The sequence below is a fragment of the Escherichia sp. E10V10 genome (assembly GCF_004211985.1).
Taxonomy (GTDB): Bacteria; Pseudomonadota; Gammaproteobacteria; order Enterobacterales; family Enterobacteriaceae; genus Escherichia.
Genome location: NZ_RHJO01000010.1, coordinates 308,217 through 333,887, shown reverse-complemented (window position 1 = coordinate 333,887; position 25,671 = coordinate 308,217). Strand labels below are relative to the sequence as shown.

Below are 25,671 nucleotides of genomic sequence, written 5' to 3'. Positions count from 1 at the left end.
AATCCAGGTACCCCAGCCATCGAAGAAATAATCTGGCTACGTAGCTCAGTTGGTTAGAGCACATCACTCATAATGATGGGGTCACAGGTTCGAATCCCGTCGTAGCCACCAAATTCTGAATCTGTCGAATAGATTCGGCAAATTCAAAAACAAATTTGTTGGGGTATCGCCAAGCGGTAAGGCACCGGATTCTGATTCCGGCATTCCGAGGTTCGAATCCTCGTACCCCAGCCAATTTATTCAAGACGCTTACTTTGTAAGTGCACCCAGTTGGGGTATCGCCAAGCGGTAAGGCACCGGATTCTGATTCCGGCATTCCGAGGTTCGAATCCTCGTACCCCAGCCACATTAAAAAAGCTCGCTTCGGCGAGCTTTTTGCTTTTCTGCGTATATTCAATGCCGAATGTGATGCTGACACGTCTTATCCTTCAAAGTCGGATGCGACGCTGGCGCGTCTTATCCGACCTACGGTTGGCATGCATCCGGCAATGTTGTAAGGCTACAACCCTAACGCATATTTCAGCGCCTGACGTTTCAACACGCCAGCACGCTCCGCCGCCATTAATCCGAGATTACGCACAAAACGCAGCGGCGGCAGATTATTGCTGAATCCGGCATAAAACAGATCCATACCGCTTTGCATAATGAAGTTATCCGCCATGCGCCGCATCTGGTAACGCTTGAGCACAGGATAACTGGCCCACGCTTCGCCATAGCTGCGGGCGTTGACCAGAACATCAATCAGGGCATCAACATCACGATAACCAAGATTCACCCCCTGCCCCGCCAACGGATGGATGGTATGCGCGGCATCGCCCACCAGTGCCAGTCCCGGCTGAACATACTGCAACGCATGGCGACGCGTCAGCGGAAAAGCGCCAGCGGCAAGCGGTGTCACGTAACCCAGACGCGACGGGAAATGCTTCGAGATTTCCGCCTGTAACTGCGCCAAATTCATATTCTGCAACTGGCGAATGCGCGCCGGAGAGTCATACCACACCAGCGATGCCCAGTTATCAAACAATGGCAGAAACGCACGCGGTCCGTCCGGGGTAAATTGCTGCCAGGTGCTGTCACCGGGATCGTTCTCACACTGTACGCTAATCAACATACACGACTGCGCATACTGCCAGGCATGAACGCCAATTCCCGCCATCTGCCGCACCTGCGAATTTGCGCCGTCGGCACCAATCACCAGCTTCGCGCGGATCACTTCGCCGCCCTTCAGTTCCAGCTCCTGAAGATCATTATGGCGATGCAGCGCAATCAGCGAGGTTGGCACACGTAACGTCACGTTCGGATGCGCTTCCAGCGCCTGCCACAGCGCCTGTTGCAGGACAGTGTTTTCTACCATATAGCCCAGCAACGGTAACTTAAGTTCAGCGGCGTCAAACGCCACATGCGCCGTTTCCCACTCCCAGGTTTCCAGTCTGCGGTAAGGATGGCAACGCATAGCCTGTACTGCATCCCAGACGCCTAAACCTTTAAGCAATGATACCGAAGCCGCACTAATCGCCGAGATCCGCACATCCGGCTGGCTATCAGCGACAAACGGCGCAGGTTCTGCGTGCTCGATTACCGTTACCGCAAATCCGTGCTGTGCCAGTCCCAGCGCCAGTGCACCGCCGACCATTCCTCCGCCGACAATGGCAATTTCCGTTGGTTGATTTGTCATGGTCAATCATCCTGTTAGCAATATGCTTTAAGTTTACAGGATTTTTACCCCCAAGGGCTGATAACGCTCATACTGGTCACAACGGCAGCAAAGCATTACACTATGCGCCCTGCATTCCTGGCTACTATTTCGCAAGAGCAAGTCGATGACCAAAAAACTCCATATTAAAACCTGGGGCTGTCAGATGAACGAGTACGATTCATCGAAGATGGCCGATCTGCTGGATGCCACCCACGGCTATCAACTGACCGACGTGGCGGAAGAAGCGGATGTGCTGCTGCTGAACACCTGCTCAATCCGCGAGAAGGCTCAGGAAAAAGTCTTCCATCAGTTGGGTCGCTGGAAACTGTTAAAAGAGAAGAATCCAGACCTGATTATCGGCGTCGGTGGCTGCGTGGCATCGCAAGAAGGCGAGCACATTCGCCAGCGCGCCCACTATGTCGATATTATTTTTGGGCCGCAAACGCTGCACCGTCTGCCGGAGATGATCAACTCCGTGCGCGGCGACCGCAGCCCGGTTGTAGATATCAGCTTCCCGGAAATCGAGAAGTTTGACCGTCTGCCGGAACCGCGCGCCGAAGGGCCGACCGCGTTTGTCTCCATCATGGAAGGCTGCAATAAATATTGCACCTACTGCGTGGTGCCTTACACCCGTGGTGAAGAGGTAAGCCGTCCGTCCGACGATATTCTGTTTGAGATTGCCCAGCTTGCTGCTCAGGGCGTGCGTGAAGTCAACCTGCTCGGTCAGAACGTGAACGCCTGGCGTGGTGAAAACTACGACGGCACCACCGGATCGTTTGCCGATTTGCTGCGTCTGGTTGCTGCGATCGACGGGATCGATCGTATTCGCTTTACCACCAGCCATCCGATCGAATTCACCGACGATATCATCGAAGTGTATCGAGACACGCCGGAGCTGGTGAGCTTCCTGCACCTGCCGGTACAGAGCGGTTCCGATCGCATTCTGAACCTGATGGGCCGTACTCATACGGCGCTGGAGTACAAAGCGATCATCCGTAAACTGCGTGCGGCACGTCCGGATATTCAGATCAGTTCTGACTTCATCGTTGGCTTCCCTGGCGAAACCACCGAAGACTTCGAGAAAACGATGAAGCTGATTGCCGACGTCAATTTCGACATGAGCTACAGCTTTATCTTCTCAGCACGTCCGGGTACGCCAGCCGCCGATATGGTTGATGATGTTCCGGAAGAAGAGAAGAAGCAGCGTCTGTATATTCTGCAAGAACGTATCAATCAGCAAGCGATGGCATGGAGCCGCCGGATGCTCGGCACCACCCAGCGTATTCTGGTAGAAGGGACTTCACGTAAGAGCATCATGGAACTTTCTGGGCGTACTGAAAATAACCGCGTGGTCAACTTCGAGGGCACGCCGGATATGATCGGTAAATTCGTCGATGTAGAAATTACCGACGTCTACCCGAACTCTCTGCGCGGTAAAGTGGTGCGTACTGAAGATGAAATGGGTCTGCGCGTGGCAGAAACTCCGGAATCGGTGATTGCCCGTACTCGCAAAGAAAACGACCTTGGCGTGGGTTATTATCAGCCGTAATTCTCAGGCCCGCCGGTCTGGTAAGTTTTGGGACTGACGACAAACGCAAATTGCCTGATGCGCTACGCTTATCAGGCCTACATGATTCCAGCAATATATTGAATTCGCATGAATTTGTAGGCCGGACAAGGCGTTTACGCCGCATCCGGCATGAACAACACGCACTTCGTCAATAATCACTGGCCCGCCGTTCCGGTGGGCCTTGTTTTTTCTCTCTTTATCCCCATCTTTATCGCAATGCTTGCGCCTTTTTCCTGTGGCGTGAATAATTTCGTTATAGGCCGGTGAATGTTCAGCTTCCGGCGGCATACAAATAAGAGGAACAGTTTGAACATAGACACTCGCGAAATCACCCTGGAGCCAGCAGACAACGCGCGTCTGTTGAGCCTGTGCGGCCCGTTTGATGACAACATCAAACAACTCGAACGCCGTCTCGGCATCGAAATCAATCGCCGCGATAACCACTTTAAACTGACCGGCCGTCCGATTTGCGTCACCGCTGCGGCAGACATTCTGCGTAGCCTGTATGTCGATACCGCCCCGATGCGCGGTCAGATTCAGGATATCGAACCGGAACAGATCCACCTTGCGATTAAAGAAGCGCGGGTACTGGAGCAAAGCGCGGAGAGCGTGCCGGAGTACGGCAAAGCGGTCAATATCAAAACCAAACGCGGCGTAATTAAGCCGCGCACGCCAAACCAGGCGCAGTACATCGCCAATATTCTCGACCATGACATCACCTTCGGCGTTGGCCCGGCGGGTACGGGTAAAACCTACCTGGCAGTGGCTGCGGCAGTTGATGCCCTGGAGCGTCAGGAAATTCGCCGTATTCTGCTGACTCGTCCGGCGGTAGAAGCCGGTGAGAAACTGGGCTTCCTGCCTGGCGATTTAAGCCAGAAAGTAGATCCGTATCTGCGCCCGCTGTACGACGCGCTGTTTGAAATGCTGGGCTTTGAGAAAGTCGAGAAGCTGATTGAGCGCAACGTTATTGAAGTCGCGCCGCTGGCCTATATGCGTGGTCGTACGCTGAACGACGCGTTTATCATTCTTGATGAGAGCCAGAACACCACCATCGAACAGATGAAGATGTTCCTGACCCGTATCGGTTTTAACTCAAAAGCGGTTATCACCGGCGACGTCACGCAGATCGACCTGCCGCGTAATACCAAGTCTGGTTTGCGTCACGCCATCGAAGTGCTGGCCGATGTCGAAGAGATCAGCTTTAACTTTTTCCACAGCGAAGACGTGGTTCGTCACCCGGTGGTGGCGCGTATCGTTAACGCCTATGAAGCCTGGGAAGAAGCCGAACAAAAACGTAAAGCGGCGCTGGCGGCAGAACGCAAGCGCGAAGAACAGGAACAAAAATGAGTCAGGTGATCCTCGATTTACAACTGGCATGTGAAGATAATTCCGGGTTACCGGAAGAGAGCCAGTTTCAGACATGGCTGAATGCGGTGATCCCGCAGTTTCAGGAAGAGTCGGAAGTGACTATTCGCGTGGTCGACACCGCCGAAAGCCACAGTCTGAATATGACCTATCGCGGTAAGGATAAGCCGACCAACGTGCTCTCCTTCCCGTTTGAAGTGCCGCCTGGCATGGAGATGTCGCTACTGGGCGATCTGGTTATCTGCCGTCAGGTGGTTGAGAAGGAAGCTCAGGAGCAAGGCAAACCACTAGAGGCGCACTGGGCGCATATGGTGGTGCACGGCAGTCTGCATTTGTTAGGTTACGATCACATCGAAGATGACGAAGCAGAAGAAATGGAAGCCCTCGAAACAGAGATTATGCTTGCTCTGGGCTATGAGGATCCGTACATTGCCGAGAAAGAATAATTTGCCAGGCATTTGACTGGCAGATGTCCCCGCCGTTGGTGATTAACGACGGCGTTTTGATTAACTAACATGAGAACCCATACGACGCCATGAGCGACGACAATTCACACAGTAGTGACACGATAAGCAACAAGAAGGGATTTTTCTCCCTGTTACTCAGCCAACTTTTCCACGGTGAACCGAAAAACCGTGACGAACTGCTGGCGCTGATCCGTGATTCCGGGCAGAACGACCTTATCGACGAAGATACGCGCGATATGCTCGAAGGGGTGATGGACATCGCAGACCAACGCGTTCGCGACATCATGATCCCCCGCTCCCAGATGATTACCCTGAAACGCAACCAGACGCTGGACGAATGCCTTGATGTCATCATCGAGTCCGCCCACTCACGTTTCCCGGTGATTAGCGAAGACAAAGATCACATTGAAGGGATTCTGATGGCGAAAGACTTGCTGCCGTTTATGCGCAGCGATGCTGAAGCCTTCAGCATGGACAAAGTGTTACGTCAGGCGGTTGTCGTTCCTGAAAGTAAGCGCGTAGACCGGATGCTGAAAGAGTTTCGCTCTCAGCGTTACCACATGGCGATCGTCATTGACGAATTCGGTGGGGTTTCCGGTCTGGTGACCATTGAAGACATCCTGGAACTGATTGTTGGTGAGATTGAAGACGAGTATGACGAAGAAGATGATATCGACTTCCGTCAGCTGAGTCGTCATACCTGGACCGTGCGCGCACTGGCTTCCATTGAAGACTTCAACGAAGCGTTCGGCACCCACTTTAGCGATGAAGAGGTCGACACTATCGGTGGTCTGGTGATGCAGGCATTTGGGCATCTTCCGGCGCGTGGCGAAACCATCGACATCGACGGTTACCAGTTCAAAGTGGCGATGGCCGATAGTCGGCGTATTATTCAGGTTCATGTCAAAATCCCGGATGACTCACCCCAGCCGAAGCTGGATGAATAAAACCGAAACTGGATAGATAACTACATGGCTTTTGCCTCATTAATTGAACGCCAGCGCATTCGCCTGCTGCTGGCGTTATTATTCGGTGCCTGCGGAACGCTGGCCTTCTCTCCTTACGACGTCTGGCCTGCGGCGATTATTTCGCTGATGGGGCTTCAGGCGTTGACCTTTAACCGCCGTCCACTTCAGTCTGCCGCTATTGGCTTTTGCTGGGGATTTGGCCTCTTTGGCAGCGGTATTAACTGGGTCTATGTCAGTATCGCGACCTTTGGCGGAATGCCTGGCCCGGTTAACATCTTCCTGGTGGTGCTGCTGGCGGCGTATTTGTCGCTGTATACCGGACTGTTTGCTGGCGTGCTGTCGCGTCTGTGGCCGAAAACCACCTGGCTGCGCGTGGCGATTGCCGCCCCTGCTCTCTGGCAAGTGACCGAGTTTCTGCGCGGTTGGGTACTGACAGGCTTCCCGTGGTTACAGTTCGGCTATAGCCAGATTGACGGCCCGTTAAAAGGGCTGGCACCGATAATGGGCGTGGAAGCCATTAACTTCCTGCTAATGATGGTTAGCGGCCTGCTGGCACTGGCGTTAGTCAAACGCAACTGGCGTCCGCTGGTGGTGGCCGTCGTACTGTTTGCCCTTCCCTTCCCGCTGCGTTACATCCAGTGGTTTACCCCGCAACCGGAGAAAACCATTCAGGTTTCGATGGTTCAGGGCGATATTCCGCAATCGCTGAAGTGGGATGAAAGTCAGCTTCTTAATACGCTGAAGATTTACTACAACGCAACGGCACCGCTGATGGGCAAATCATCGCTGATTATCTGGCCGGAGTCGGCGATAACCGATCTGGAAATTAATCAGCAACCGTTCCTCAAAGCTCTGGACGGTGAGTTGCGCGATAAAGGTAGCTCGCTGGTCACCGGGATTGTCGACGCGCGTCTCAATAAACAGAACCGCTACGATACCTACAACACCATCATCACACTGGGTAAAGGCGCACCGTACAGCTATGAATCAGCCGATCGCTATAACAAAAACCATCTGGTTCCGTTTGGCGAGTTTGTCCCGCTGGAGTCGATTCTGCGTCCGTTAGCACCGTTCTTTGATCTGCCGATGTCGTCGTTCAGCCGTGGACCTTATATCCAGCCACCGCTGTCGGTAAATGGTATTGAGCTTACTGCGGCCATTTGCTATGAGATCATTCTTGGCGAGCAAGTGCGCGATAACTTCCGCCCGGATACCGACTATCTGCTGACTATCTCCAACGATGCGTGGTTTGGTAAGTCTATTGGTCCATGGCAGCACTTCCAGATGGCGCGAATGCGTGCGCTGGAGCTGGCGCGCCCATTGTTGCGCAGCACCAACAACGGCATTACGGCGGTGATTGGTCCGCAGGGTGAGATTCAGGCGATGATCCCGCAGTTCACCCGCGAGGTGTTGACCACTAACGTGACGCCGACTACCGGACTCACACCGTACGCCCGTACCGGCAACTGGCCGCTGTGGGTGCTGACGGCACTGTTTGGTTTTGCCGCTGTGTTGATGAGTCTGCGAGCACGTAAACGTTAATGTGCCTGATGCGCTACGCTTATCAGGCCTACGCGATTTTTGCAACATGTTGAATTTACGTGATTTTATAGGATGAAGCGTACTTTCTCAACACGCTGTGGGGCATGATTATAATGCCCCTTTTTCTTACGGTTCAGGGATACAAGCCACATTGCCATATTGGGGATGACGAATAATTGCCTGCGGATCAAGCGAGCGCGTCCTGTTCAGTTGGATTAACCCATTCTTCGACATAACAAATATTTTTCTACCATCCGCTGAAAAACGCAGGTGATTAACGTAGCTGGCAGGATAAACGCCAATAATCTGCCCGGCATTAATATTAAGCAGGATGACATAACCTTGCAGGCCATATGACACCAACGCTAAATATTGACCGTCCGGGCTAATACCCTCAACGGAATAAACGCTCCTGCTACACCATTGCGTCATAATGCTGGCTTGTTGATCCCCTACGCTTATACGTGAAATCCCCTGGCTATCGGCAAAAATAACCTCACCATTTTTTGGTCGGAATCCCATCGCAGAAACGACACCACGCGCATCACCTGCGGGAAAGTCTTCTTTCTGATGCGTGATGGTATTGATCCGCACGATGTTACCTCTGCCTGCTCCCGGAACCAGTAATGTTCTTTCATCCGGGGAAAGTGCCATAACCCAGGCGCCTGGTTTACCGCTTGTCCCCGTCCCGTCGTATTTCTCCAGCGGGATATCCGCCACATGCTGATAAGCCACCAGATCAATAGCTGACACACTATTACTGGTGCGATTCATCACCCAGGCTTTTGTTCCATCATGCGAGAGGATAAGGCTGTCAGGATGTGCGCCGGTGGTAATCGACTGAATAATCTCCCCCGTCGCCACGTTAATGACCGATAACGCATTCGCTTCAAATGACGTCGCATAAAGCAACTTTTCATCCGGGCTTAATGCCAGCGATCTGACGCCCTGATCTTTACAGCCACCACAATGTTTGACTGACTTTTCTTTCGCTATGGGCGCTGTAAAGGTATGCAGGATTTTCTTTTGTCCGAGGTCGAAAACAACAATACTGTTCGTGTTTTCAATTGCGGCATACAACGTATTACCATCCCGACTGATCGCCATATCATGGATATCGGCAATCTCAGCGAGCAAATCACCACTGGCCTGTTCACGACTTACCGGAGCGGATAATGTTTCCCTGAGGGCGTTGCGTTCCTCCGTTAACTGTTGCTTTTTTTGCCGTCGCTCTTGTTCAATCTCCTGCGGATAAAACGCTTCACGCAGGCTTTGCCTGACCTGTAAAACTGATTCATCAATCTGCTGCTGCGCAAGCCAGATAGCCCCGGTAAGAAGAAGACTGCCCGCAACAATAATCCCGCCTTCCGTAACAAGCCGGTTTTGCCCAGATAAACGCGCACTCAGCCACCCCAACGCGCTACCCGCAATCAGGCCGCCAATATGACAAGCATTATCTATTCCTGTTTGCCGGGCACCATACAACAGTGTCAGCGCCACCATACCCAACAGAGAAAATACTCGCCGCTGGTTTTTATGGTGTGTACCCGCACCTGAAGTAAGCTGTGTTGCTATCGCAGCGCCAGCTATCCCCATAATTGCCCCGGATGCCCCAACGCTGATGACTATCTGCTCACTTTCGCGTAACGCATAACAGGCGCTGATGAGTCCACCAATGACGCCGGAGAACAACCAGATAATCAGGAGTCGCCATTTCCCCAGAATCCGTTCCGCCACAGCCCCCACCACCAGGAGAGCAAACATATTCATCAGCAAATGGGAAAAACTACTGTGCAGAAAGACACTGCTCAATAAGCGCCAGGGTTCACCCGACAACGTGAGAGAAGCAACGTTTGCGCCGAGATGGATAAGTGCGGATTGATCGACTTCTTCATAACTCATCCATTGTGCGAGGTAACAAAATATCCCAACACAAAACGCAAAAAGGATAAGGGTTATTGCGGGTAATTGAACATTTAACGGCTTAACCGTAGATGCAGACATAAGGTGATTCTTCCTTGAAAAGACAGGTAAAAAGCATTTTTCCCGTGTGCAGTTATCATCCCGGCAAACGTCCCATACCGAAAAGTTAACACTGTCCGAAATATGACTTTTTCAGTCTAAAATTACAACCGTAATTAATTCACACCTAAGTATTTTTTGGCATGTATGTTGCTTTATTTACTGTGTAAGCAATGAAATCAGCCGCGACGCAACCGGGTTGCACCACCACAAATCAGCGGTAGCACCAAAAAGGTGCGGTTTAAGAATTTTGCTTCGGAATGGTGCGGCGCATCTCGCAAAAACAAACAATAAAACAGCAATATCTTTACATTTAGCCAAACTAAATGTTACCTAACAAGCACAACACTGCACAATAAAGTTGCAGATGATAACAACACAAACACTCACAACGGGTATCCATGCGTTTTTAACGCAGAAGATAAAGGAGTTGGATATGCAATTACGTAAACCTGCCACAGCAATCCTGGCCCTGGCGCTTTCCGCAGGACTGGCACAGGCAGATGACGCCGCCCCGGCAGCAGGCAGTACTCTGGACAAAATCGCCAAAAACGGTGTGATTGTCGTCGGTCACCGTGAATCTTCAGTGCCTTTCTCTTATTACGACAATCAGCAAAAAGTGGTGGGTTACTCGCAGGATTACTCCAACGCCATTGTTGAAGCAGTGAAAAAGAAACTCAACAAACCGGACTTACAGGTGAAACTGATTCCGATCACCTCACAAAACCGTATTCCACTGCTGCAAAACGGCACTTTCGATTTTGAATGTGGTTCCACCACCAATAACGTCGAACGCCAAAAACAGGCGGCTTTCTCTGACACTATTTTCGTGGTCGGTACGCGCCTGCTGACCAAAAAGGGCGGCGATATCAAAGATTTTGCCGACCTTAAAGACAAAGCAGTGGTCGTCACTTCCGGCACTACCTCTGAAGTTTTGCTCAACAAACTGAATGAAGAGCAAAAAATGAATATGCGCATCATCAGCGCCAAAGATCACGGTGACTCTTTCCGCACCCTGGAAAGCGGTCGTGCCGTTGCCTTTATGATGGATGATGCCCTGCTGGCCGGTGAACGTGCGAAAGCGAAGAAACCAGACAACTGGGAAATCGTCGGCAAGCCGCAGTCTCAGGAAGCCTACGGTTGTATGTTGCGTAAAGATGATCCGCAGTTCAAAAAGCTGATGGATGACACCATCGCTCAGGTGCAGACCTCCGGTGAAGCGGAAAAATGGTTTGATAAATGGTTCAAAAATCCAATTCCGCCGAAAAACCTGAACATGAATTTCGAACTGTCAAACGAAATGAAAGCACAGTTCAAAGAACCGAATGACAAGGCACTGAACTAATTACAAGAACCAGGGGCGGAAATTCCAGCCCTCTCGATTGTTACGTAGCACGGACAGACTATACGCCTGATGGTCGTTCCCCATCGGGCCTGAAAACCGCAATACGCTGGGTAACAATCTTCGAGGGTAGCAGTTAACGCTGCTACCCTCTTTTTTCTGGAGTAGATTTATGTCTATAGACTGGAACTGGGGTATTTTTTTACAACAAGCCCCGTTCGGCAACACCACCTATCTTGGTTGGATCTGGAGTGGTTTTCAGGTGACGATCGCTTTGTCGATCTGCGCCTGGATTATCGCTTTCCTCGTCGGTTCATTTTTCGGCATTTTACGTACCGTTCCAAACCGTTTTCTCTCCGGTCTGGGTACGTTGTATGTCGAACTGTTCCGCAACGTGCCGTTGATTGTGCAATTCTTTACCTGGTATCTGGTGATCCCGGAGCTGCTGCCGGAGAAAATCGGCATGTGGTTTAAGGCCGAGCTGGATCCCAATATTCAGTTTTTCCTTTCATCCATGCTCTGCCTGGGGCTGTTTACCGCCGCCCGTGTTTGCGAACAGGTACGCGCCGCGATCCAGTCGCTGCCGCGTGGGCAGAAGAATGCCGCGCTGGCGATGGGTCTGACGCTGCCGCAGGCTTACCGCTATGTACTGTTGCCTAATGCTTATCGCGTTATCGTCCCGCCGATGACTTCCGAGATGATGAACCTGGTGAAAAACTCCGCCATCGCCTCGACTATCGGTCTGGTAGATATGGCGGCGCAGGCGGGTAAATTACTCGATTACTCCGCTCACGCCTGGGAGTCGTTTACCGCCATCACGCTGGCGTATGTGTTGATTAACGCGGTTATCATGCTGGTGATGACGCTGGTTGAACGTAAAGTTCGCCTGCCCGGCAACATGGGAGGCAAATAATGTACGAGTTTGACTGGAGTTCCATTGTCCCTTCCCTGCCATATCTGCTCGACGGGCTGGTGATCACCCTGAAAATCACCGTCACGGCAGTCGTGATTGGTATTTTGTGGGGCACCATGCTGGCGGTGATGCGCTTGTCCAGCTTTGCGCCCGTAGCGTGGTTTGCCAAAGCCTACGTTAACGTATTCCGCTCGATTCCTTTAGTTATGGTTTTGCTGTGGTTTTACCTGATTGTGCCGGGTTTTCTGCAAAACGTGCTGGGATTATCGCCAAAAAATGATATCCGTTTAATTTCGGCGATGGTGGCGTTTTCGATGTTTGAAGCGGCCTACTATTCAGAGATTATCCGCGCCGGTATTCAAAGTATTTCTCGTGGTCAGTCGAGCGCCGCGCTGGCGTTGGGAATGACTCACTGGCAGTCGATGAAACTGATTATTCTGCCGCAGGCGTTCCGCGCGATGGTGCCGCTGCTGCTCACTCAGGGCATCGTACTGTTCCAGGATACCTCACTGGTGTATGTGTTATCTCTGGCCGATTTCTTCCGTACCGCCTCAACCATTGGTGAGCGTGATGGTACGCAGGTTGAGATGATCCTGTTTGCCGGATTTGTTTATTTCGTTATTAGCCTTAGCGCGTCGTTGTTGGTCAGCTACTTGAAAAGAAGGACAGCATAATGATTACCCTGAAAAATGTTTCAAAATGGTATGGTCACTTTCAGGTGCTGACCGACTGCTCAACCGAAGTGAAAAAAGGCGAAGTGGTGGTGGTTTGTGGCCCGTCTGGTTCCGGCAAATCAACGCTGATTAAAACCGTCAACGGCCTCGAACCAGTGCAGCAAGGTGAAATCACTGTCGATGGTATCGTGGTTAACGACAAGAAAACCGATCTGGCAAAGCTGCGTTCCCGCGTCGGGATGGTATTCCAGCATTTCGAGCTGTTCCCTCATCTGTCGATTATCGAAAACCTGACCCTGGCGCAGGTGAAAGTGCTTAAACGCGATAAAGCACCGGCTCGTGAAAAAGCATTGAAATTGCTGGAGCGCGTGGGACTTTCCGCACATGCCAATAAGTTTCCGGCGCAGCTTTCCGGCGGTCAGCAGCAGCGTGTGGCAATTGCTCGAGCATTGTGTATGGATCCTATTGCGATGCTGTTCGACGAACCGACATCGGCGCTGGATCCGGAGATGATCAACGAAGTGCTGGACGTGATGGTCGAACTGGCGAACGAAGGAATGACCATGATGGTGGTGACCCACGAAATGGGCTTTGCCCGCAAAGTGGCGAATCGGGTGATCTTTATGGACGAGGGAAAAATTGTCGAAGACTCGCCGAAAGACGCTTTCTTCGATGATCCGAAATCGGACCGCGCAAAAGACTTCCTCGCGAAAATCCTGCACTAATCCTTCTGGCGCGCATATCCAGGTGCGCGCCATCTCACGCTTTATCGTTTCGGTCCTCGTATCTGTTACATTCCGGCGTTACCCTTGTCGTAAAGAAACACACAACAAGGAGCAACAATGGCACTGCCAATTCTGTTAGATTGCGACCCAGGTCATGACGACGCTATCGCAATAGTTCTCGCCCTCGCCTCACCAGAGCTTGATGTCAAAGCCATCACATCTTCAGCCGGAAACCAGACACCCGATAAAACATTACGCAATGTTCTGCGTATGCTGACCTTGCTTAATCGCACCGATATTCCGGTAGCAAGCGGTGCGGTAAAACCGTTAATGCGTGAGTTGATTATCGCGGACAACGTACACGGCGAAAGTGGACTGGACGGCCCGGCATTACCAGAACCGACGTTTGCACCGCAAAACTGTACGGCGGTGGAGCTGATGGCGAAAACGCTGCGTGAAAGTGCGGAACTTGTCACCATTGTTTCTACCGGACCGCAAACTAACGTCGCCTTGCTGCTCAATAGCCATCCGGAACTGCACAGCAAAATCGCCCGTATCGTGATTATGGGCGGCGCAATGGGGCTTGGTAACTGGACGCCTGCGGCTGAATTTAATATTTACGTTGACCCGGAAGCGGCAGAAATTGTCTTCCAGTCCGGGATTCCGGTGGTGATGGCCGGTCTGGATGTTACTCACAAAGCACAAATCCACGTTGAGGACACCGAGCGTTTCCGCGCTATTGGTAACCCGATTTCAACCATTGTTGCCGAACTGCTGGATTTCTTCCTCGAATATCATAAAGACGAAAAATGGGGCTTTGTCGGCGCACCGCTGCATGACCCATGCACCATTGCCTGGCTATTGAAACCCGAGTTGTTTACCACCGTGGAGCGCTGGGTCGGCGTTGAAACACAGGGGAAATATACCCAGGGGATGACGGTTGTTGATTATTACTATCTGACCGGTAATAAACCGAATGCCACTGTAATGGTCGATGTTGATCGTCAGGGCTTTGTTGATTTACTGGCTGAACGTCTGAAATTTTACGCTTAATACTCCTTATTGATTAAGATCACCACGTTTTACCAGGGTGGTCTTAATCTGGCTATCTCTTTTTCTTTCAAGATATAAATGCAATGGATAATGCAGAACTCGCCATTGGTATCGATCTCGGTACTACCAATAGTTTAATTGCTGTCTGGAAAGACGGTGCCGCACAATTAATTCCAAATAAATTCGGTGAATATTTAACACCATCCATAATTAGCATGGATGAAAATAACCATATTCTGGTCGGTAAACCGGCAGTATCCAGGCGCACATCGCATCCTGATAAAACCGCAGCGTTATTTAAACGTGCGATGGGCAGTAATACCAACTGGCGGTTAGGCGGTGACACATTTAATGCACCGGAATTGTCCTCTTTGGTATTGCGTTCATTAAAAGAAGATGCTGAAGAATTTCTGCAACAACCGATTAAAGATGTGGTGATCTCTGTTCCTGCTTATTTCAGTGATGAACAACGCAAGCATACCCGTTTAGCAGCAGAGTTAGCCGGGCTAAATGCAGTGCGCCTGATTAATGAGCCAACGGCAGCCGCGATGGCGTATGGCCTGCATACGCAGCAAAATACCCGCTCGCTGGTTTTTGATCTCGGTGGCGGCACGTTTGACGTCACGGTGCTCGAGTACGCCACGCCGGTGATTGAAGTTCACGCCTCCGCTGGCGATAACTTCCTCGGTGGCGAAGATTTTACGCATATGCTGGTCGATGAGGTTTTAAAACGCACGGAAGTTGCCAAAACCGCGCTTAACGAGAGCGAACTGGCAGCCTTATACGCCTGCGTGGAAGCGGCAAAATGTAGCAATCAATCGCCAATGCACATTCGCTGGCAGTACCAGGAAGAAACGCGTGAATGCGAATTTTACGAGAACGAACTGGAAGATTTGTGGTTACCGCTACTCAACCGCTTGCGTGTGCCGATTGAACAGGCGTTGCGCGATGCACGTCTGAAGCCGAGTCAAATCGACAGCCTGGTGCTGGTTGGCGGTGCGTCGCAAATGCCGCTGGTGCAGCGAATCGCCGTGCGTCTGTTTGGCAAACTACCGTATCAAAGTTACGACCCGAGCACCATTGTCGCGCTGGGCGCAGCGATCCAGGCCGCCTGCCGCTTACGCAGCGAAGACATTGAAGAAGTGATCCTCACCGATATTTGCCCCTACTCGTTGGGCGTTGAAGTTAACCGCCAGGGCGTTTCCGGCATTTTCTCGCCAATTATTGAACGCAACACCACTGTGCCTGTATCGCGTGTAGAAACTTACTCAACCATGCACCCGGAACAGGATTCAATTACGGTTAACGTCTATCAGGGAGAAAACCACAAAGTTAAAAATAACATTCTGGTGGAATCCTTCGATGTGCCGTTGAAGAAAACCGGGGCTTATCAGTCAATTGATATTCGCTTTAGTTATGATATCAACGGGTTGCTTGAAGTTGACGTGCTTCTGGAAGACGGCAGCGTTAAGTCCAGAGTCATTAATCACAGCCCGGTAACATTGAGCGCTCAGCAGATTGAAGAGAGTCGGGCGCGGTTATCCGCATTGAAAATTTATCCGCGCGATATGCTCATCAACCGTACCTTTAAAGCCAAACTGGAAGAGTTGTGGGCGCGTGCACTGGGTGACGAGCGAGAAGAGATTGGCCGGGTGATCACCGATTTTGATGAGGCGTTGCAGTCAAACGATATGGCCCGCGTCGATGAAGTTCGTCGACGGGCGAGCGATTATTTGGCCATTGAGATCCCTTAAACACGGCTGCCGGATGCGGCGTGAACGCCTTATCCGGCCTACTCGTAGGTCGGATAAGATGCATTAGCATCGCATCCGACATTGAAGGATAAAATACATCAGCATCGCATCTAACTGAGCAACATCGCGATTTTGCCGAGAGCATAACCTATCACCAGCACCGTTAAGCTGATTTTAATAATGCTGGTAATGCTCTGTGGTTTTTCATCCTCATCATTTATCTCTTCATGATTTTCAGGTATAGGCTCATCGACATCTTCATCCACCGGCTCGAGTTTCACTTTCGTTAACAGCATCCGGGTGATAATGGCCTCTAATGGATGAGCGTCTCCGCCTTCCAGCCTTGTATTAAGACGGGCCAGCATCTCTTGTTTCGGAAATGCTTCCAGTACTACCTGTTCCGCTACCCGATACAGATCCAGTAAGGGTGAATCTTGCCCTGTCTCGCTACCGACTCTCGATTTCCACCACGCCCATGCTTTGCGTTTGAAGAATAACGACTCGATAAACGATTGACCTAACGGCGATAATTTTCCGCTATGTAAAATTTCCGCCCATAACAGCCGCGTCCGGGCGCTCTCACCAGGAACATATTTCAACGGTTTACCTTGCGCATCAATCATGCTTCGCGCTTCGATAACCATCACTAATAACGCGAAATAATCCGGGCAATGACGCTTGCTCCACTGCAACAACAAATTATCAGCTTGTGTAGATGGGTAACTTTCCCAGTACGCGCCGAGATCGGCAAGCAGGCTTTCCCCCTCGCCGCAGTACAAACGTTGTGCACACTGGTAATACCGGGCATCTTCGCTTTCTGATTCTTCCGTTTGCCACTGTTGGGCAACAGGAATGAGTTCCGCCATACCTGTTTGCACCGAGCTGTGCCAGCGCAACAGTTTGCGATGCAACTTCGCATCATCAGGAATTAACCACGGACCTGCCATCGCCAAAAATGCAGTGACATAGTCAGGATGGTAACGACAGCAACGTTCCAGCGCGAAGTAATACTCAACAGTCTGGTTCTGCAACGCAACGGGATATTCCAGAAGGCTAAGGAAATCGAAACAATCACCAGCCTGAATGGCCTCAAGAAAAGCCTCCCTTTCTTCCTCATCTATTCCTTCGCTGTCATTAAACGAATGCCAGTTCAAACGCTCTGCCAGCAAAGAAGCACAATTTAATGAAAGATATCGCGCTTCTATAGCGATTGCACACAGCGGCCAGCGTAATTGATCGACATCCTCCATGTTCCAGGTATTTAATTGCTGAATAAATTTCTGCCAGGCGGAGGGCTGAAAACGATCACTTTCTGAATCCAGTAATGTCCTGAATGCACGTAGTATTTCATGTTCAGCGGCGGCATCTTTATCTTCATAATCTGCTTCCTCGACAGGATTGACCGCCAGTCGCAGCGCCTCTTCATAGGCCTGACGTAACGCTTTAAACCCCTGCGGATCGGTTTCGGGATGACACAACGGTAAGCGAGCAAGATAAGCCTGGCGGATAATATCAACTTGTGTTGTGCTTTCGATTTCGAGGATTTGCCAACATGTTTTCATAGGTCGCTCACATCCTTAAGCGTTGCCGGGCATTCAGGCTGGTCAGTTAATGGCCGCCAGGGAAGCGTGGCATAGAAACGATCGCTTCCCGCTACCAGCTCTTCGAACATCCGACTCCCGGCGCTATCGTATTTGTACAAGGTCAGCGCCTCACGTAGCGAAGCGTTGTCTTCGCACTGAGCGGATTGCCAGTAGAGACGTCCTAACGAATAGGCGGAAAAATAGTGCATCCAACTGTGATAGTAATAGTGTGCTCGTTCATAGACGCGCGATTGCAGCCATAAACTCTCGTCTTCCGTCAGCCACTTGTTGAGCACACCGACCCGTGACAGAAACCCCATTCGAACATAATCCCAGGCTTTGATTCCCCCTTCCCCGCAGCACATAGCGGTTTGTGCAACAAATTGGGAATAAATCAGACCTCTGTCAGAGCCACCAGCAATTAATGCTTTCCACTCTTCAGGTGAAGAGCGATGCCATGCCAGATATAACCCGGCTAAATCATTTGCGTGACCATCATCGGTCATTTGGTAAATAGTCTGAATTAAATCATCACGATTATTTATTCCCCAGGATGATGACAGATCAAATTCTTTTATTCCGGTATACATTTTTGGCGAGTCATGTGCAGGCTTGCATCCCTTATTAAGAATCTCCATTGGCGTAGAAAGCGCAAATAGAAGGCGTTGTTCTTCCTTATCCATTTATTAACAATCCTTTAAGTACATTAACTGACTACTTTTTTATTAATGATGAGTATAAACTTGACGCTTTCAAAATAAAAAGAAAATCGAAGTATTGATAAATGAACAAAAAAATATATTTTATATTCGCAATATTTATAGTTGCGGCTATCACTTGTATTAGCCAACCTAAGAAAACGACTTTGCGCGATAAAGCTATGGTGAATTATGTCTTTGATTATTTAAGATCACCAGGCAGTCTTCCGTTTACCACGGCAGCAACGGAGCTTTCCGCGATTCATGGTCACTCAACGTCGCAATATCGCCTTGGCGAATTTTATCTTCATGGTAGCGGCGGTAAACCACTGGATTATACACAGGCGAGATACTGGTATGAGCAATCAGCAGAACAGGAAAATCCGCGCGCACAAAGCAAACTAGGGTGGATCTACCTGAAAGGTCTGGGAGTCAAACCCGATACCCGTAAAGCAATTCTCTGGTATAAGGAAGCAGCTGAACAAGGGTATGCTCATGCTCAATATACTTTGGGTTTGATCTACAGAAATGGCACTGGTATTAATGTTAACCATTATGAATCTCAAAAATGGTTAAAACTGGCCGCCAAACAACATTACAAAAATGCGGAAAGATTGCTTGCCGGGCTTCCCGCACATTAACGTCGACTGTCACCCGAAGAGATGGAGTATTTTCCCTATCAAACCAGCAAAAATAAAAATATAGAAAATAATTTTAATGATGCCCAGACAGCCCGGCCCACCATCATCAACAGGCATTGGCTGCGGTTGCGGCTCCGGTTCGACGGTTTGCTTCTCGGTAAAATTCGCCGACTGAATTAATAATCGACGAATAATTAATGCTTCCAGTGGGCAACGATCTTCTGCATCAAGACGAGCGACGATCGGCATTAATGATTCTTCTGTAGGCTGGTTCGCCAGTACTAATTGTTTAGCAACTAAATATAATGGCCATAAGGGATGCTCTGTATCACGCGTGAGTGAGATTCGCGGCTTACGCCCTTTGTGCAAAACCATCTCGACCAGAGAACGCCCCAGCGCAGAGAGTTTTTCATGGCTGAGTATTTCGTATAATTGAAAGCGCGTACGGGCGCTGTCGCCGGGGACATAAAGTAGCGGTTTTCCCTGATCGTTAACCAGTTCACGAGCTTCAATCATCATCACCACTAATGGGTAATAATCGACCCGATGCTGACGGCACCATTGCAACATTAAAGCATCCGCCTGGGTAGAGGGAGACTTGCGCCAGTAATCACAAAGTTCTGCCAGCAGGTTTTCGCCTTCTCCACAATAGACACGTTGCGCGTATTCATAATAACGCGCATCTTCATAATCAGGTTCAGCTTCCCGCCACGACCGGGCGTAATCCAGGAGTTCGGGTATTCCCACGCGGCTTGAGGTATACCAGCACAGTAAATTTCTGTGCAGTTTTGCATCATCGGGGATAATCACTGCGCGATGTTGCGCTAAATACAGTGTCAGCCATTCTGGATGCGATGACCAAATCCGAGCGAACATTTGGTAAAAATCAATGGTTTCATTTTGCACGGCAACGGACAGATGCAGGATGGTCTGGAAGTTAAAAATATTCCCCTTCGCAATGGCATATAAAAAGGATTCCAGTTCTTCTTCGTCTATTTCCCCGGTGTTTTCCTCCTGCAACCACCGCAATCTTTCTGCTAATAACACCACGCACTCGAAGGATAAATGGGCAGTGTTCATAGCTATCGCGCACAACAACCAGCGTAATTCATCAATCTCTTCCATCGAGCAATAATTTAATTGCTGAATGAATCGCTGCCAGGCTGAGGGCAGAAAACGGTCGCTATCAGAGGCAAGTAACGCACGAAAGGCGAGCAGAATTTCATGTTCTGCAACTTCATGCTCTTCTGGTTGCCAAACAGATTTAGCAGGCGACTGCGTAATCCGTAGCGCGTCTTCATACGCCTGACGCAGTTGTTTAAAGCCCTGTGGATCGGTTTCTGGATGAAAGGACGGTAACAACCCCAGATAAGCGCGACGGATAATATCGACGTCAGTTGTTTCCTCTATTTCGAGGATCTTCCAGCAATTTTTCATAGGTCGCTCATATCCTTAAGCGTTTCCGGGCATGCGGGGTAGTCAGCCAGTGGTTGCCAGGGTAAGGTCGCGTAATATGCATCGTCACTGGCAAATAATTGATAAAACATATCATTGCCGGAATCGTCGTATTCTTTACGCGCTAAGAATTCATGTAATAAAGGCAGATTATCATCCTCGGGAGACTGCCAATATTGCCGACCAAAGGTATAACCGGCAAAGTATTGCCGCCAGTTACTATAATAACGTAGCGCCCGTAGATGAATGCGCGACTGGATCCATAGACTTTCTTCTTCACTCAACCAGTTATTAAGTACGCCCATTCGGCTTAAAAAACCCATCCGGACATAATCCCAGGCTTTGATCCCCCCTTCGCCACAGCATTCAGCGGTGCTGGCGACAAATTGCGCGTAAGCCTGACCTTGCTCATTTAATTCAGCAAGATAGTCACGCCATTCACATGGCGAATAACGAAACCAGTGATGATAAAACCCAGCCAACCGTGCAGCATGACCGTTATCGATCATTCGGTGAATTGTGCGCAGCAGGTCATCACGGTCATCAATTCCCCAGGAGGAAGAAAGGTCAAAAAAGCATGTACCTAAATACATTTTGGGGGATGAATGCGAAGGTAAACAGCATTCATTGCGTATTTCCATCGGGGTGGAAAGTGCAAACAATATTTTTTGCGACTCCATGTCCATATAATTTATCCTTAAACATTCATTTAATGAATGCAAACCACATTACGAGGCTCATTTATTTATACTTTTCTGACGCAACATAATACGCATAAAATAAGGCTTACGCAAAAATGGAACATATAAAAATATAATATGCTTTATCTGCAACCATAAGGAAATGATAATGATATTTACGTCAAGTTGCTGCGATAATTTATCAATAGATGAGATTATCGAACGTGCTGAACAAGGCGATAGTGAGGCTCAATATATTGTTGGATTTTATTACAATCGCGATAGTGCAATTGACTCTCCGGACGACGAAAAGGCCTTTTACTGGCTAAAGCTTGCCGCCGGGCAAGACCATTGTGAAGCACAATATTCCTTAGGGCGGAAATACTCCGAGGATAAAAGCCGTCATAAAAATAATGAGCAAGCCATCTTTTGGCTGAAAAAAGCTGCCCTACAAGGCCATACTTTCGCTTCCAACGCCCTTGGCTGGATACTGGATCGTGGAGAAGACCCCAACGATAAAGAAGCGGTTGCCTGGTATCAGATAGCCGCGGAGAGCGGAATGTCTTATGCGCAAAATAATCTTGGGTGGATGTACAGAAATGGCAACGGAGTCGCACAAGACTATGCGCTGGCATTTTTCTGGTACAAACAAGCTGCATTGCAAGGCCATAGTGACGCGCAAGACAATCTGGCCGATCTTTATAAAGATGGAGAAGGCGTTGCTCAAAACAAGACTCTCGCCGCATTCTGGTATTTGAAAAGCGCACAGCAGGGTAATCGGCACGCCCAGTTTCAAATTGCGTGGGCTTATAACGCTGGCGAAGGGGTAGACCAGGACTATAAACAAGCGATGTACTGGTATCTGAAGGCTGCCGCTCAGGGAAGCATCGGCGCTTACGTTAACATCGGCTATATGTATAAACATGGGCAAGGCGTTGAGAAAGATTATAACGCTGCCTTTGAATGGTTTACGAAAGCCGCTGAATGCGATCACGCCACTGCCTGGTATAACCTGGCCATTATGTATCACTACGGAGAAGGAAGACCTGTTGATCTCCGACAGGCTCTCGACCTGTATCGTAAAGTTCAGTCATCCGGTACCAGGGATGTCAGTCAAGAAATCCGTGAGATTGAAGATTTACTGTAGAGATAAAAAACAAGGGCCGGGGAATTTCATTCGGCCCAAATTCTCTTTATTAGTGTGCGAAATCAAACTATTACGGCTCGAACGGACGTCTCTGGAACTGGTCATGACCACATTTCGGGCATAGCGTCAGCACTTCCGGCGTGTAGATCGGGAGATGGAAGTGACATTTCTCGCAGACCAGATTCCCCAGCCCTACCACTTCTCCGCTGTGATAAACCCCGTGATGATTGAGATCCTGGAAAACTTCACGCCATTCAAGCTGCGTTTTATCGGTGATGTCCGCCAGTTCCTGCCAGAGGCTTTCTTTAATCACCCGCATAAAAACGCTGTCAGATTCCTCCTTCAGGCTCTCTTCATAACTCATGGCGAACTCTTCCAGGTCACGTCTGACGGCCCGAGTCAATTCATCGACCTCGGTCCGCGTTAACTCCCCTGTTTTTATTACACGCTCACGCGCCTGTTCTACCAGTGCATCGATATCGCGTTCGCCATTACGCAGTCGCTCGCTTAATGACGCCACCAGTTCACGGTAATATTGAGCAACCTTGTTCATCATTTCATCTCCCGTGTCGTTAACTGGCTATAATAATAGACGTTATTTACGCTCAACTTTGCAAGACTGCCCACAGAGTGTGTAAATTCGTGCAAGGATTACCGCTGTGCGATTTCAACGTCGAGTGCGCGAAAGGCTGTTTTGACGCGGACGTTTGGGCTATGCTATGCGGATCTGAAAAACCACCTCTAACGCTACTTTTGTAGCCGTAATGAAAACAGGACCACTGGCTGCCATGCAAGAGCAATACCGCCCGGAAGAGATAGAATCCAAAGTACAGCTTCATTGGGATGAGAAGCGCACATTTGAAGTAACCGAAGACGAGAGCAAAGAGAAGTATTACTGCCTGTCTATGCTTCCCTATCCTTCTGGTCGACTACACATGGGCCACGTACGCAACTACACCATCGGTGACGTGATCGCCCGCTACCAGCGCATGCTGGGCAAAAACGTTCTGCAGCCGATCGGCTGGGACGCGTTTGGTCTGCCTGCGGAAGGCGCGGCGGTAAAAAACAACACCGCGCCAGCACCGTGGACGTACGACAACATCGCGTACATGAAAAACCAGCTCAAAATGCTGGGCTTTGGTTATGACTGGAGCCGCGAGCTGGCAACCTGTACGCCAGAATACTACCGTTGGGAACAGAAATTCTTCACCGAGCTGTATAAAAAAGGCCTGGTGTATAAGAAGACCTCTGCGGTCAACTGGTGCCCGAACGACCAGACCGTACTGGCGAACGAACAGGTTATCGACGGCTGCTGCTGGCGCTGCGATACCAAAGTTGAACGTAAAGAGATCCCGCAGTGGTTTATCAAAATCACCGCTTACGCTGACGAACTGCTCAACGATCTGGATAAACTGGATCACTGGCCAGACACCGTTAAAACCATGCAGCGTAACTGGATTGGTCGTTCCGAAGGCGTAGAAATCACCTTCAACGTTAACGACTATGACAACACGCTGACTGTTTACACTACCCGCCCGGACACCTTTATGGGTTGTACCTACCTGGCGGTAGCGGCAGGTCATCCGCTGGCGCAGAAAGCGGCAGAAAATAATCCTGAACTGGCGGCCTTTATTGACGAATGCCGTAACACCAAAGTTGCCGAAGCTGAAATGGCGACGATGGAGAAAAAAGGCGTCGATACTGGCTTTAAAGCGGTTCACCCATTAACGGGCGAAGAAATTCCCGTTTGGGCAGCAAACTTCGTATTGATGGAATACGGCACGGGCGCAGTTATGGCGGTTCCGGGTCACGACCAGCGCGACTACGAGTTTGCCTCTAAATACGGCCTGAACATCAAACCGGTTATCCTGGCGGCTGATGGTTCTGAACCCGATCTTTCTCAGCAGGCACTGACTGAAAAAGGCGTGCTGTTCAACTCTGGCGAGTTCAACGGTCTTGACCATGAAGCGGCCTTCAACGCCATCGCCGATAAACTGACTGCGATGGGCGTTGGCGAGCGTAAAGTAAACTACCGCCTGCGCGACTGGGGTGTTTCCCGTCAACGTTACTGGGGCGCGCCGATTCCGATGGTGACGCTGGAAGACGGTACTGTAATGCCGACCCCGGACGACCAGCTGCCGGTGATCCTGCCGGAAGATGTGGTGATGGACGGCATTACCAGCCCGATTAAAGCAGATCCGGAGTGGGCAAAAACCACCGTTAACGGTATGCCAGCGCTGCGTGAAACCGACACTTTCGACACCTTTATGGAGTCCTCCTGGTACTATGCGCGCTACACTTGCCCAGAGTACAAAGAAGGTATGCTGGATTCCGAAGCGGCTAACTACTGGCTGCCGGTGGATATCTACATTGGTGGTATCGAACACGCCATCATGCACCTGCTCTACTTCCGCTTCTTCCACAAACTGATGCGTGATGCAGGCATGGTGAACTCTGACGAACCAGCGAAACAGTTGCTGTGTCAGGGTATGGTGCTGGCAGATGCCTTCTACTATGTTGGCGAAAACGGCGAACGTAACTGGGTTTCCCCGGTTGATGCTATCGTTGAACGTGACGAAAAAGGCCGTATCGTGAAAGCGAAAGACGCGGCAGGCCATGAACTGGTTTATACCGGCATGAGCAAAATGTCCAAGTCGAAGAACAACGGTATCGACCCGCAGGTGATGGTTGAACGTTACGGCGCGGACACCGTTCGTCTGTTTATGATGTTTGCTTCTCCGGCGGATATGACTCTTGAATGGCAGGAGTCTGGCGTGGAAGGGGCTAACCGCTTCCTGAAACGTGTCTGGAAACTGGTGTACGAGCATACTGCTAAAGGTGATGTTGCGGCACTGAACGTCGATGCACTGACTGAAGATCAGAAAGCGCTGCGTCGCGATGTGCATAAAACGATCGCTAAAGTGACCGATGATATCGGTCGTCGTCAGACCTTCAACACCGCAATTGCGGCGATTATGGAGCTGATGAACAAACTGGCGAAAGCACCGACCGATGGCGAGCAGGATCGCGCCCTGATGCAGGAAGCGCTGCTGGCGGTAGTTCGTATGCTTAACCCGTTCACCCCACACATCTGTTTCACGCTGTGGCAGGAACTGAAAGGCGAAGGCGATATCGACAACGCGCCGTGGCCGGTGGCTGACGAAAAAGCGATGGTGGAAGACTCCACGCTGGTCGTTGTTCAGGTTAACGGTAAAGTCCGTGCCAAAATCACCGTTCCGGTGGATGCAACGGAAGAACAGGTTCGCGAACGTGCTGGCCAGGAACATCTGGTAGCAAAATATCTTGATGGCGTTACCGTGCGTAAAGTGATTTACGTACCGGGTAAACTCCTCAATCTGGTCGTTGGCTAAGCGCG

21 protein-coding genes and 3 tRNA genes are annotated in these 25,671 nt (G+C 50.3%); 17 read left to right on the top strand and 7 right to left on the bottom strand.

Annotated features, from left to right (window positions below):
* Positions 1-34 precede the first annotated feature (34 nt).
* From D9736_RS14970 to D9736_RS14960, 3 genes are all read left to right on the top strand, one after another.
* A tRNA-Met gene (locus D9736_RS14970) sits at positions 35-111 on the top strand.
* A 48-nt stretch (positions 112-159) separates the two neighbouring features.
* Positions 160-234, top strand: a tRNA-Gln gene (locus D9736_RS14965).
* A gap of 37 nt (positions 235-271) precedes the next feature.
* Positions 272-346: transfer RNA gene (locus D9736_RS14960), tRNA-Gln, on the top strand.
* 153 nt (positions 347-499) lie between these two features.
* On the opposite strand, the gene ubiF is transcribed toward D9736_RS14960, so the two are convergent.
* On the bottom strand, positions 500-1,675 hold the full coding sequence (gene ubiF / locus D9736_RS14955; RefSeq protein ID WP_130258619.1) for a 3-demethoxyubiquinol 3-hydroxylase: 1,176 nt from the start codon (positions 1,673-1,675) through the stop codon (positions 500-502).
* Between the two features lie 145 nt (positions 1,676-1,820).
* Here ubiF and miaB point away from each other — a divergent pair, with 145 nt between their 5' ends.
* The 5 genes from miaB to lnt all read left to right on the top strand — a co-directional run bounded on the left by miaB (position 1,821) and on the right by lnt (position 7,608).
* Positions 1,821-3,245 (top strand): tRNA (N6-isopentenyl adenosine(37)-C2)-methylthiotransferase MiaB, encoded by a 1,425-nt coding sequence (gene miaB, locus D9736_RS14950; RefSeq protein ID WP_000162740.1) that lies wholly within the window; start codon positions 1,821-1,823, stop codon positions 3,243-3,245.
* Between the two features lie 327 nt (positions 3,246-3,572).
* Positions 3,573-4,613, top strand: a complete 1,041-nt coding sequence (locus tag D9736_RS14945) for a PhoH family protein (protein ID WP_001018040.1) — start codon at positions 3,573-3,575, stop codon at positions 4,611-4,613.
* Positions 4,610-5,077, top strand: a complete 468-nt coding sequence (gene ybeY / locus D9736_RS14940) for an rRNA maturation RNase YbeY (protein ID WP_130206518.1) — start codon at positions 4,610-4,612, stop codon at positions 5,075-5,077. The genes D9736_RS14945 and ybeY overlap by 4 nt, the downstream gene beginning before the upstream one ends.
* Before the next feature lie 89 nt (positions 5,078-5,166).
* The gene (gene corC, locus D9736_RS14935; protein ID WP_001278605.1) at positions 5,167-6,045 is read left to right on the top strand and encodes a CNNM family magnesium/cobalt transport protein CorC; all 879 of its coding nucleotides are present in this window, start codon (positions 5,167-5,169) and stop codon (positions 6,043-6,045) included.
* A 24-nt stretch (positions 6,046-6,069) separates the two neighbouring features.
* The gene (lnt, locus tag D9736_RS14930; protein WP_130222616.1) at positions 6,070-7,608 is read left to right on the top strand and encodes an apolipoprotein N-acyltransferase; all 1,539 of its coding nucleotides are present in this window, start codon (positions 6,070-6,072) and stop codon (positions 7,606-7,608) included.
* Between the two features lie 126 nt (positions 7,609-7,734).
* On the opposite strand, the gene D9736_RS14925 is transcribed toward lnt, so the two are convergent.
* On the bottom strand, positions 7,735-9,612 hold the full coding sequence (locus D9736_RS14925) for a rhomboid family intramembrane serine protease (RefSeq protein ID WP_130258617.1): 1,878 nt from the start codon (positions 9,610-9,612) through the stop codon (positions 7,735-7,737).
* A gap of 454 nt (positions 9,613-10,066) precedes the next feature.
* Here D9736_RS14925 and gltI point away from each other — a divergent pair, with 454 nt between their 5' ends.
* From gltI to hscC, 6 genes are all read left to right on the top strand, one after another.
* Positions 10,067-10,975 carry a glutamate/aspartate ABC transporter substrate-binding protein GltI gene (gene gltI / locus D9736_RS14920; protein ID WP_130258616.1) on the top strand — a complete coding sequence of 303 codons (909 nt, stop codon included), beginning with the start codon at positions 10,067-10,069 and terminating at the stop codon, positions 10,973-10,975.
* Positions 10,976-11,144: 169 nt separating this feature from the next.
* Positions 11,145-11,885 (top strand): glutamate/aspartate ABC transporter permease GltJ, encoded by a 741-nt coding sequence (gene gltJ, locus D9736_RS14915; RefSeq protein WP_000020944.1) that lies wholly within the window; start codon positions 11,145-11,147, stop codon positions 11,883-11,885.
* Positions 11,885-12,559: a glutamate/aspartate ABC transporter permease GltK gene (gene gltK, locus D9736_RS14910; protein WP_000272824.1), complete on the top strand. Its 675-nt coding sequence runs from the start codon at positions 11,885-11,887 to the stop codon at positions 12,557-12,559. Before gltJ ends, gltK begins: the two co-directional genes overlap by 1 nt.
* Positions 12,559-13,284, top strand: coding sequence for a glutamate/aspartate ABC transporter ATP-binding protein GltL (gene gltL, locus D9736_RS14905; RefSeq protein ID WP_000631384.1), 726 nt, complete (start codon positions 12,559-12,561; stop codon positions 13,282-13,284). Before gltK ends, gltL begins: the two co-directional genes overlap by 1 nt.
* Positions 13,285-13,401: 117 nt before the next feature.
* Positions 13,402-14,337 carry a pyrimidine-specific ribonucleoside hydrolase RihA gene (gene rihA / locus D9736_RS14900; protein ID WP_130219453.1) on the top strand — a complete coding sequence of 312 codons (936 nt, stop codon included), beginning with the start codon at positions 13,402-13,404 and terminating at the stop codon, positions 14,335-14,337.
* 83 nt (positions 14,338-14,420) lie between these two features.
* Positions 14,421-16,091 carry a molecular chaperone HscC gene (hscC, locus tag D9736_RS14895; RefSeq protein WP_130258615.1) on the top strand — a complete coding sequence of 557 codons (1,671 nt, stop codon included), beginning with the start codon at positions 14,421-14,423 and terminating at the stop codon, positions 16,089-16,091.
* A 110-nt stretch (positions 16,092-16,201) separates the two neighbouring features.
* Here the strand turns inward: hscC and djlC are convergent, their stop codons facing one another.
* Positions 16,202-17,653: a co-chaperone DjlC gene (gene djlC, locus D9736_RS14890; RefSeq protein WP_130258614.1), complete on the bottom strand. Its 1,452-nt coding sequence runs from the start codon at positions 17,651-17,653 to the stop codon at positions 16,202-16,204.
* Positions 17,650-18,357, bottom strand: a complete 708-nt coding sequence (locus tag D9736_RS14885; RefSeq protein WP_130258613.1) for a DUF1266 domain-containing protein — start codon at positions 18,355-18,357, stop codon at positions 17,650-17,652. Before D9736_RS14885 ends, djlC begins: the two co-directional genes overlap by 4 nt.
* A 101-nt stretch (positions 18,358-18,458) precedes the next feature.
* Between D9736_RS14885 and D9736_RS14880 the strand changes: the two genes are divergently transcribed.
* Complete coding sequence (locus tag D9736_RS14880; RefSeq protein ID WP_130222604.1) at positions 18,459-19,013, top strand: tetratricopeptide repeat protein; 555 nt, start codon at positions 18,459-18,461, stop codon at positions 19,011-19,013.
* Between the two features lie 9 nt (positions 19,014-19,022).
* Here D9736_RS14880 and D9736_RS14875 read toward each other — a convergent pair whose 3' ends face one another.
* Together D9736_RS14875 and D9736_RS14870 are read right to left on the bottom strand one after the other, a co-directional pair.
* Positions 19,023-20,450: a J domain-containing protein gene (locus D9736_RS14875; RefSeq protein ID WP_130258612.1), complete on the bottom strand. Its 1,428-nt coding sequence runs from the start codon at positions 20,448-20,450 to the stop codon at positions 19,023-19,025.
* Entirely contained in the window at positions 20,447-21,154 is a 708-nt protein-coding gene (locus D9736_RS14870) for a DUF1266 domain-containing protein (RefSeq protein ID WP_130258611.1), read from the bottom strand. Before D9736_RS14870 ends, D9736_RS14875 begins: the two co-directional genes overlap by 4 nt.
* Positions 21,155-21,317: 163 nt before the next feature.
* Between D9736_RS14870 and ybeQ the strand changes: the two genes are divergently transcribed.
* Positions 21,318-22,295 carry a Sel1 family TPR-like repeat protein YbeQ gene (gene ybeQ, locus D9736_RS14865; protein WP_130258610.1) on the top strand — a complete coding sequence of 326 codons (978 nt, stop codon included), beginning with the start codon at positions 21,318-21,320 and terminating at the stop codon, positions 22,293-22,295.
* A gap of 70 nt (positions 22,296-22,365) precedes the next feature.
* Here the strand turns inward: ybeQ and D9736_RS14860 are convergent, their stop codons facing one another.
* The gene (locus tag D9736_RS14860) at positions 22,366-22,848 is read right to left on the bottom strand and encodes a zinc ribbon-containing protein (RefSeq protein WP_001044880.1); all 483 of its coding nucleotides are present in this window, start codon (positions 22,846-22,848) and stop codon (positions 22,366-22,368) included.
* A 235-nt stretch (positions 22,849-23,083) separates the two neighbouring features.
* On the opposite strand from D9736_RS14860, the gene leuS reads away from it, so the two are divergent.
* Positions 23,084-25,666 carry a leucine--tRNA ligase gene (gene leuS / locus D9736_RS14855; RefSeq protein ID WP_001157890.1) on the top strand — a complete coding sequence of 861 codons (2,583 nt, stop codon included), beginning with the start codon at positions 23,084-23,086 and terminating at the stop codon, positions 25,664-25,666.
* Positions 25,667-25,671 lie beyond the last annotated feature (5 nt).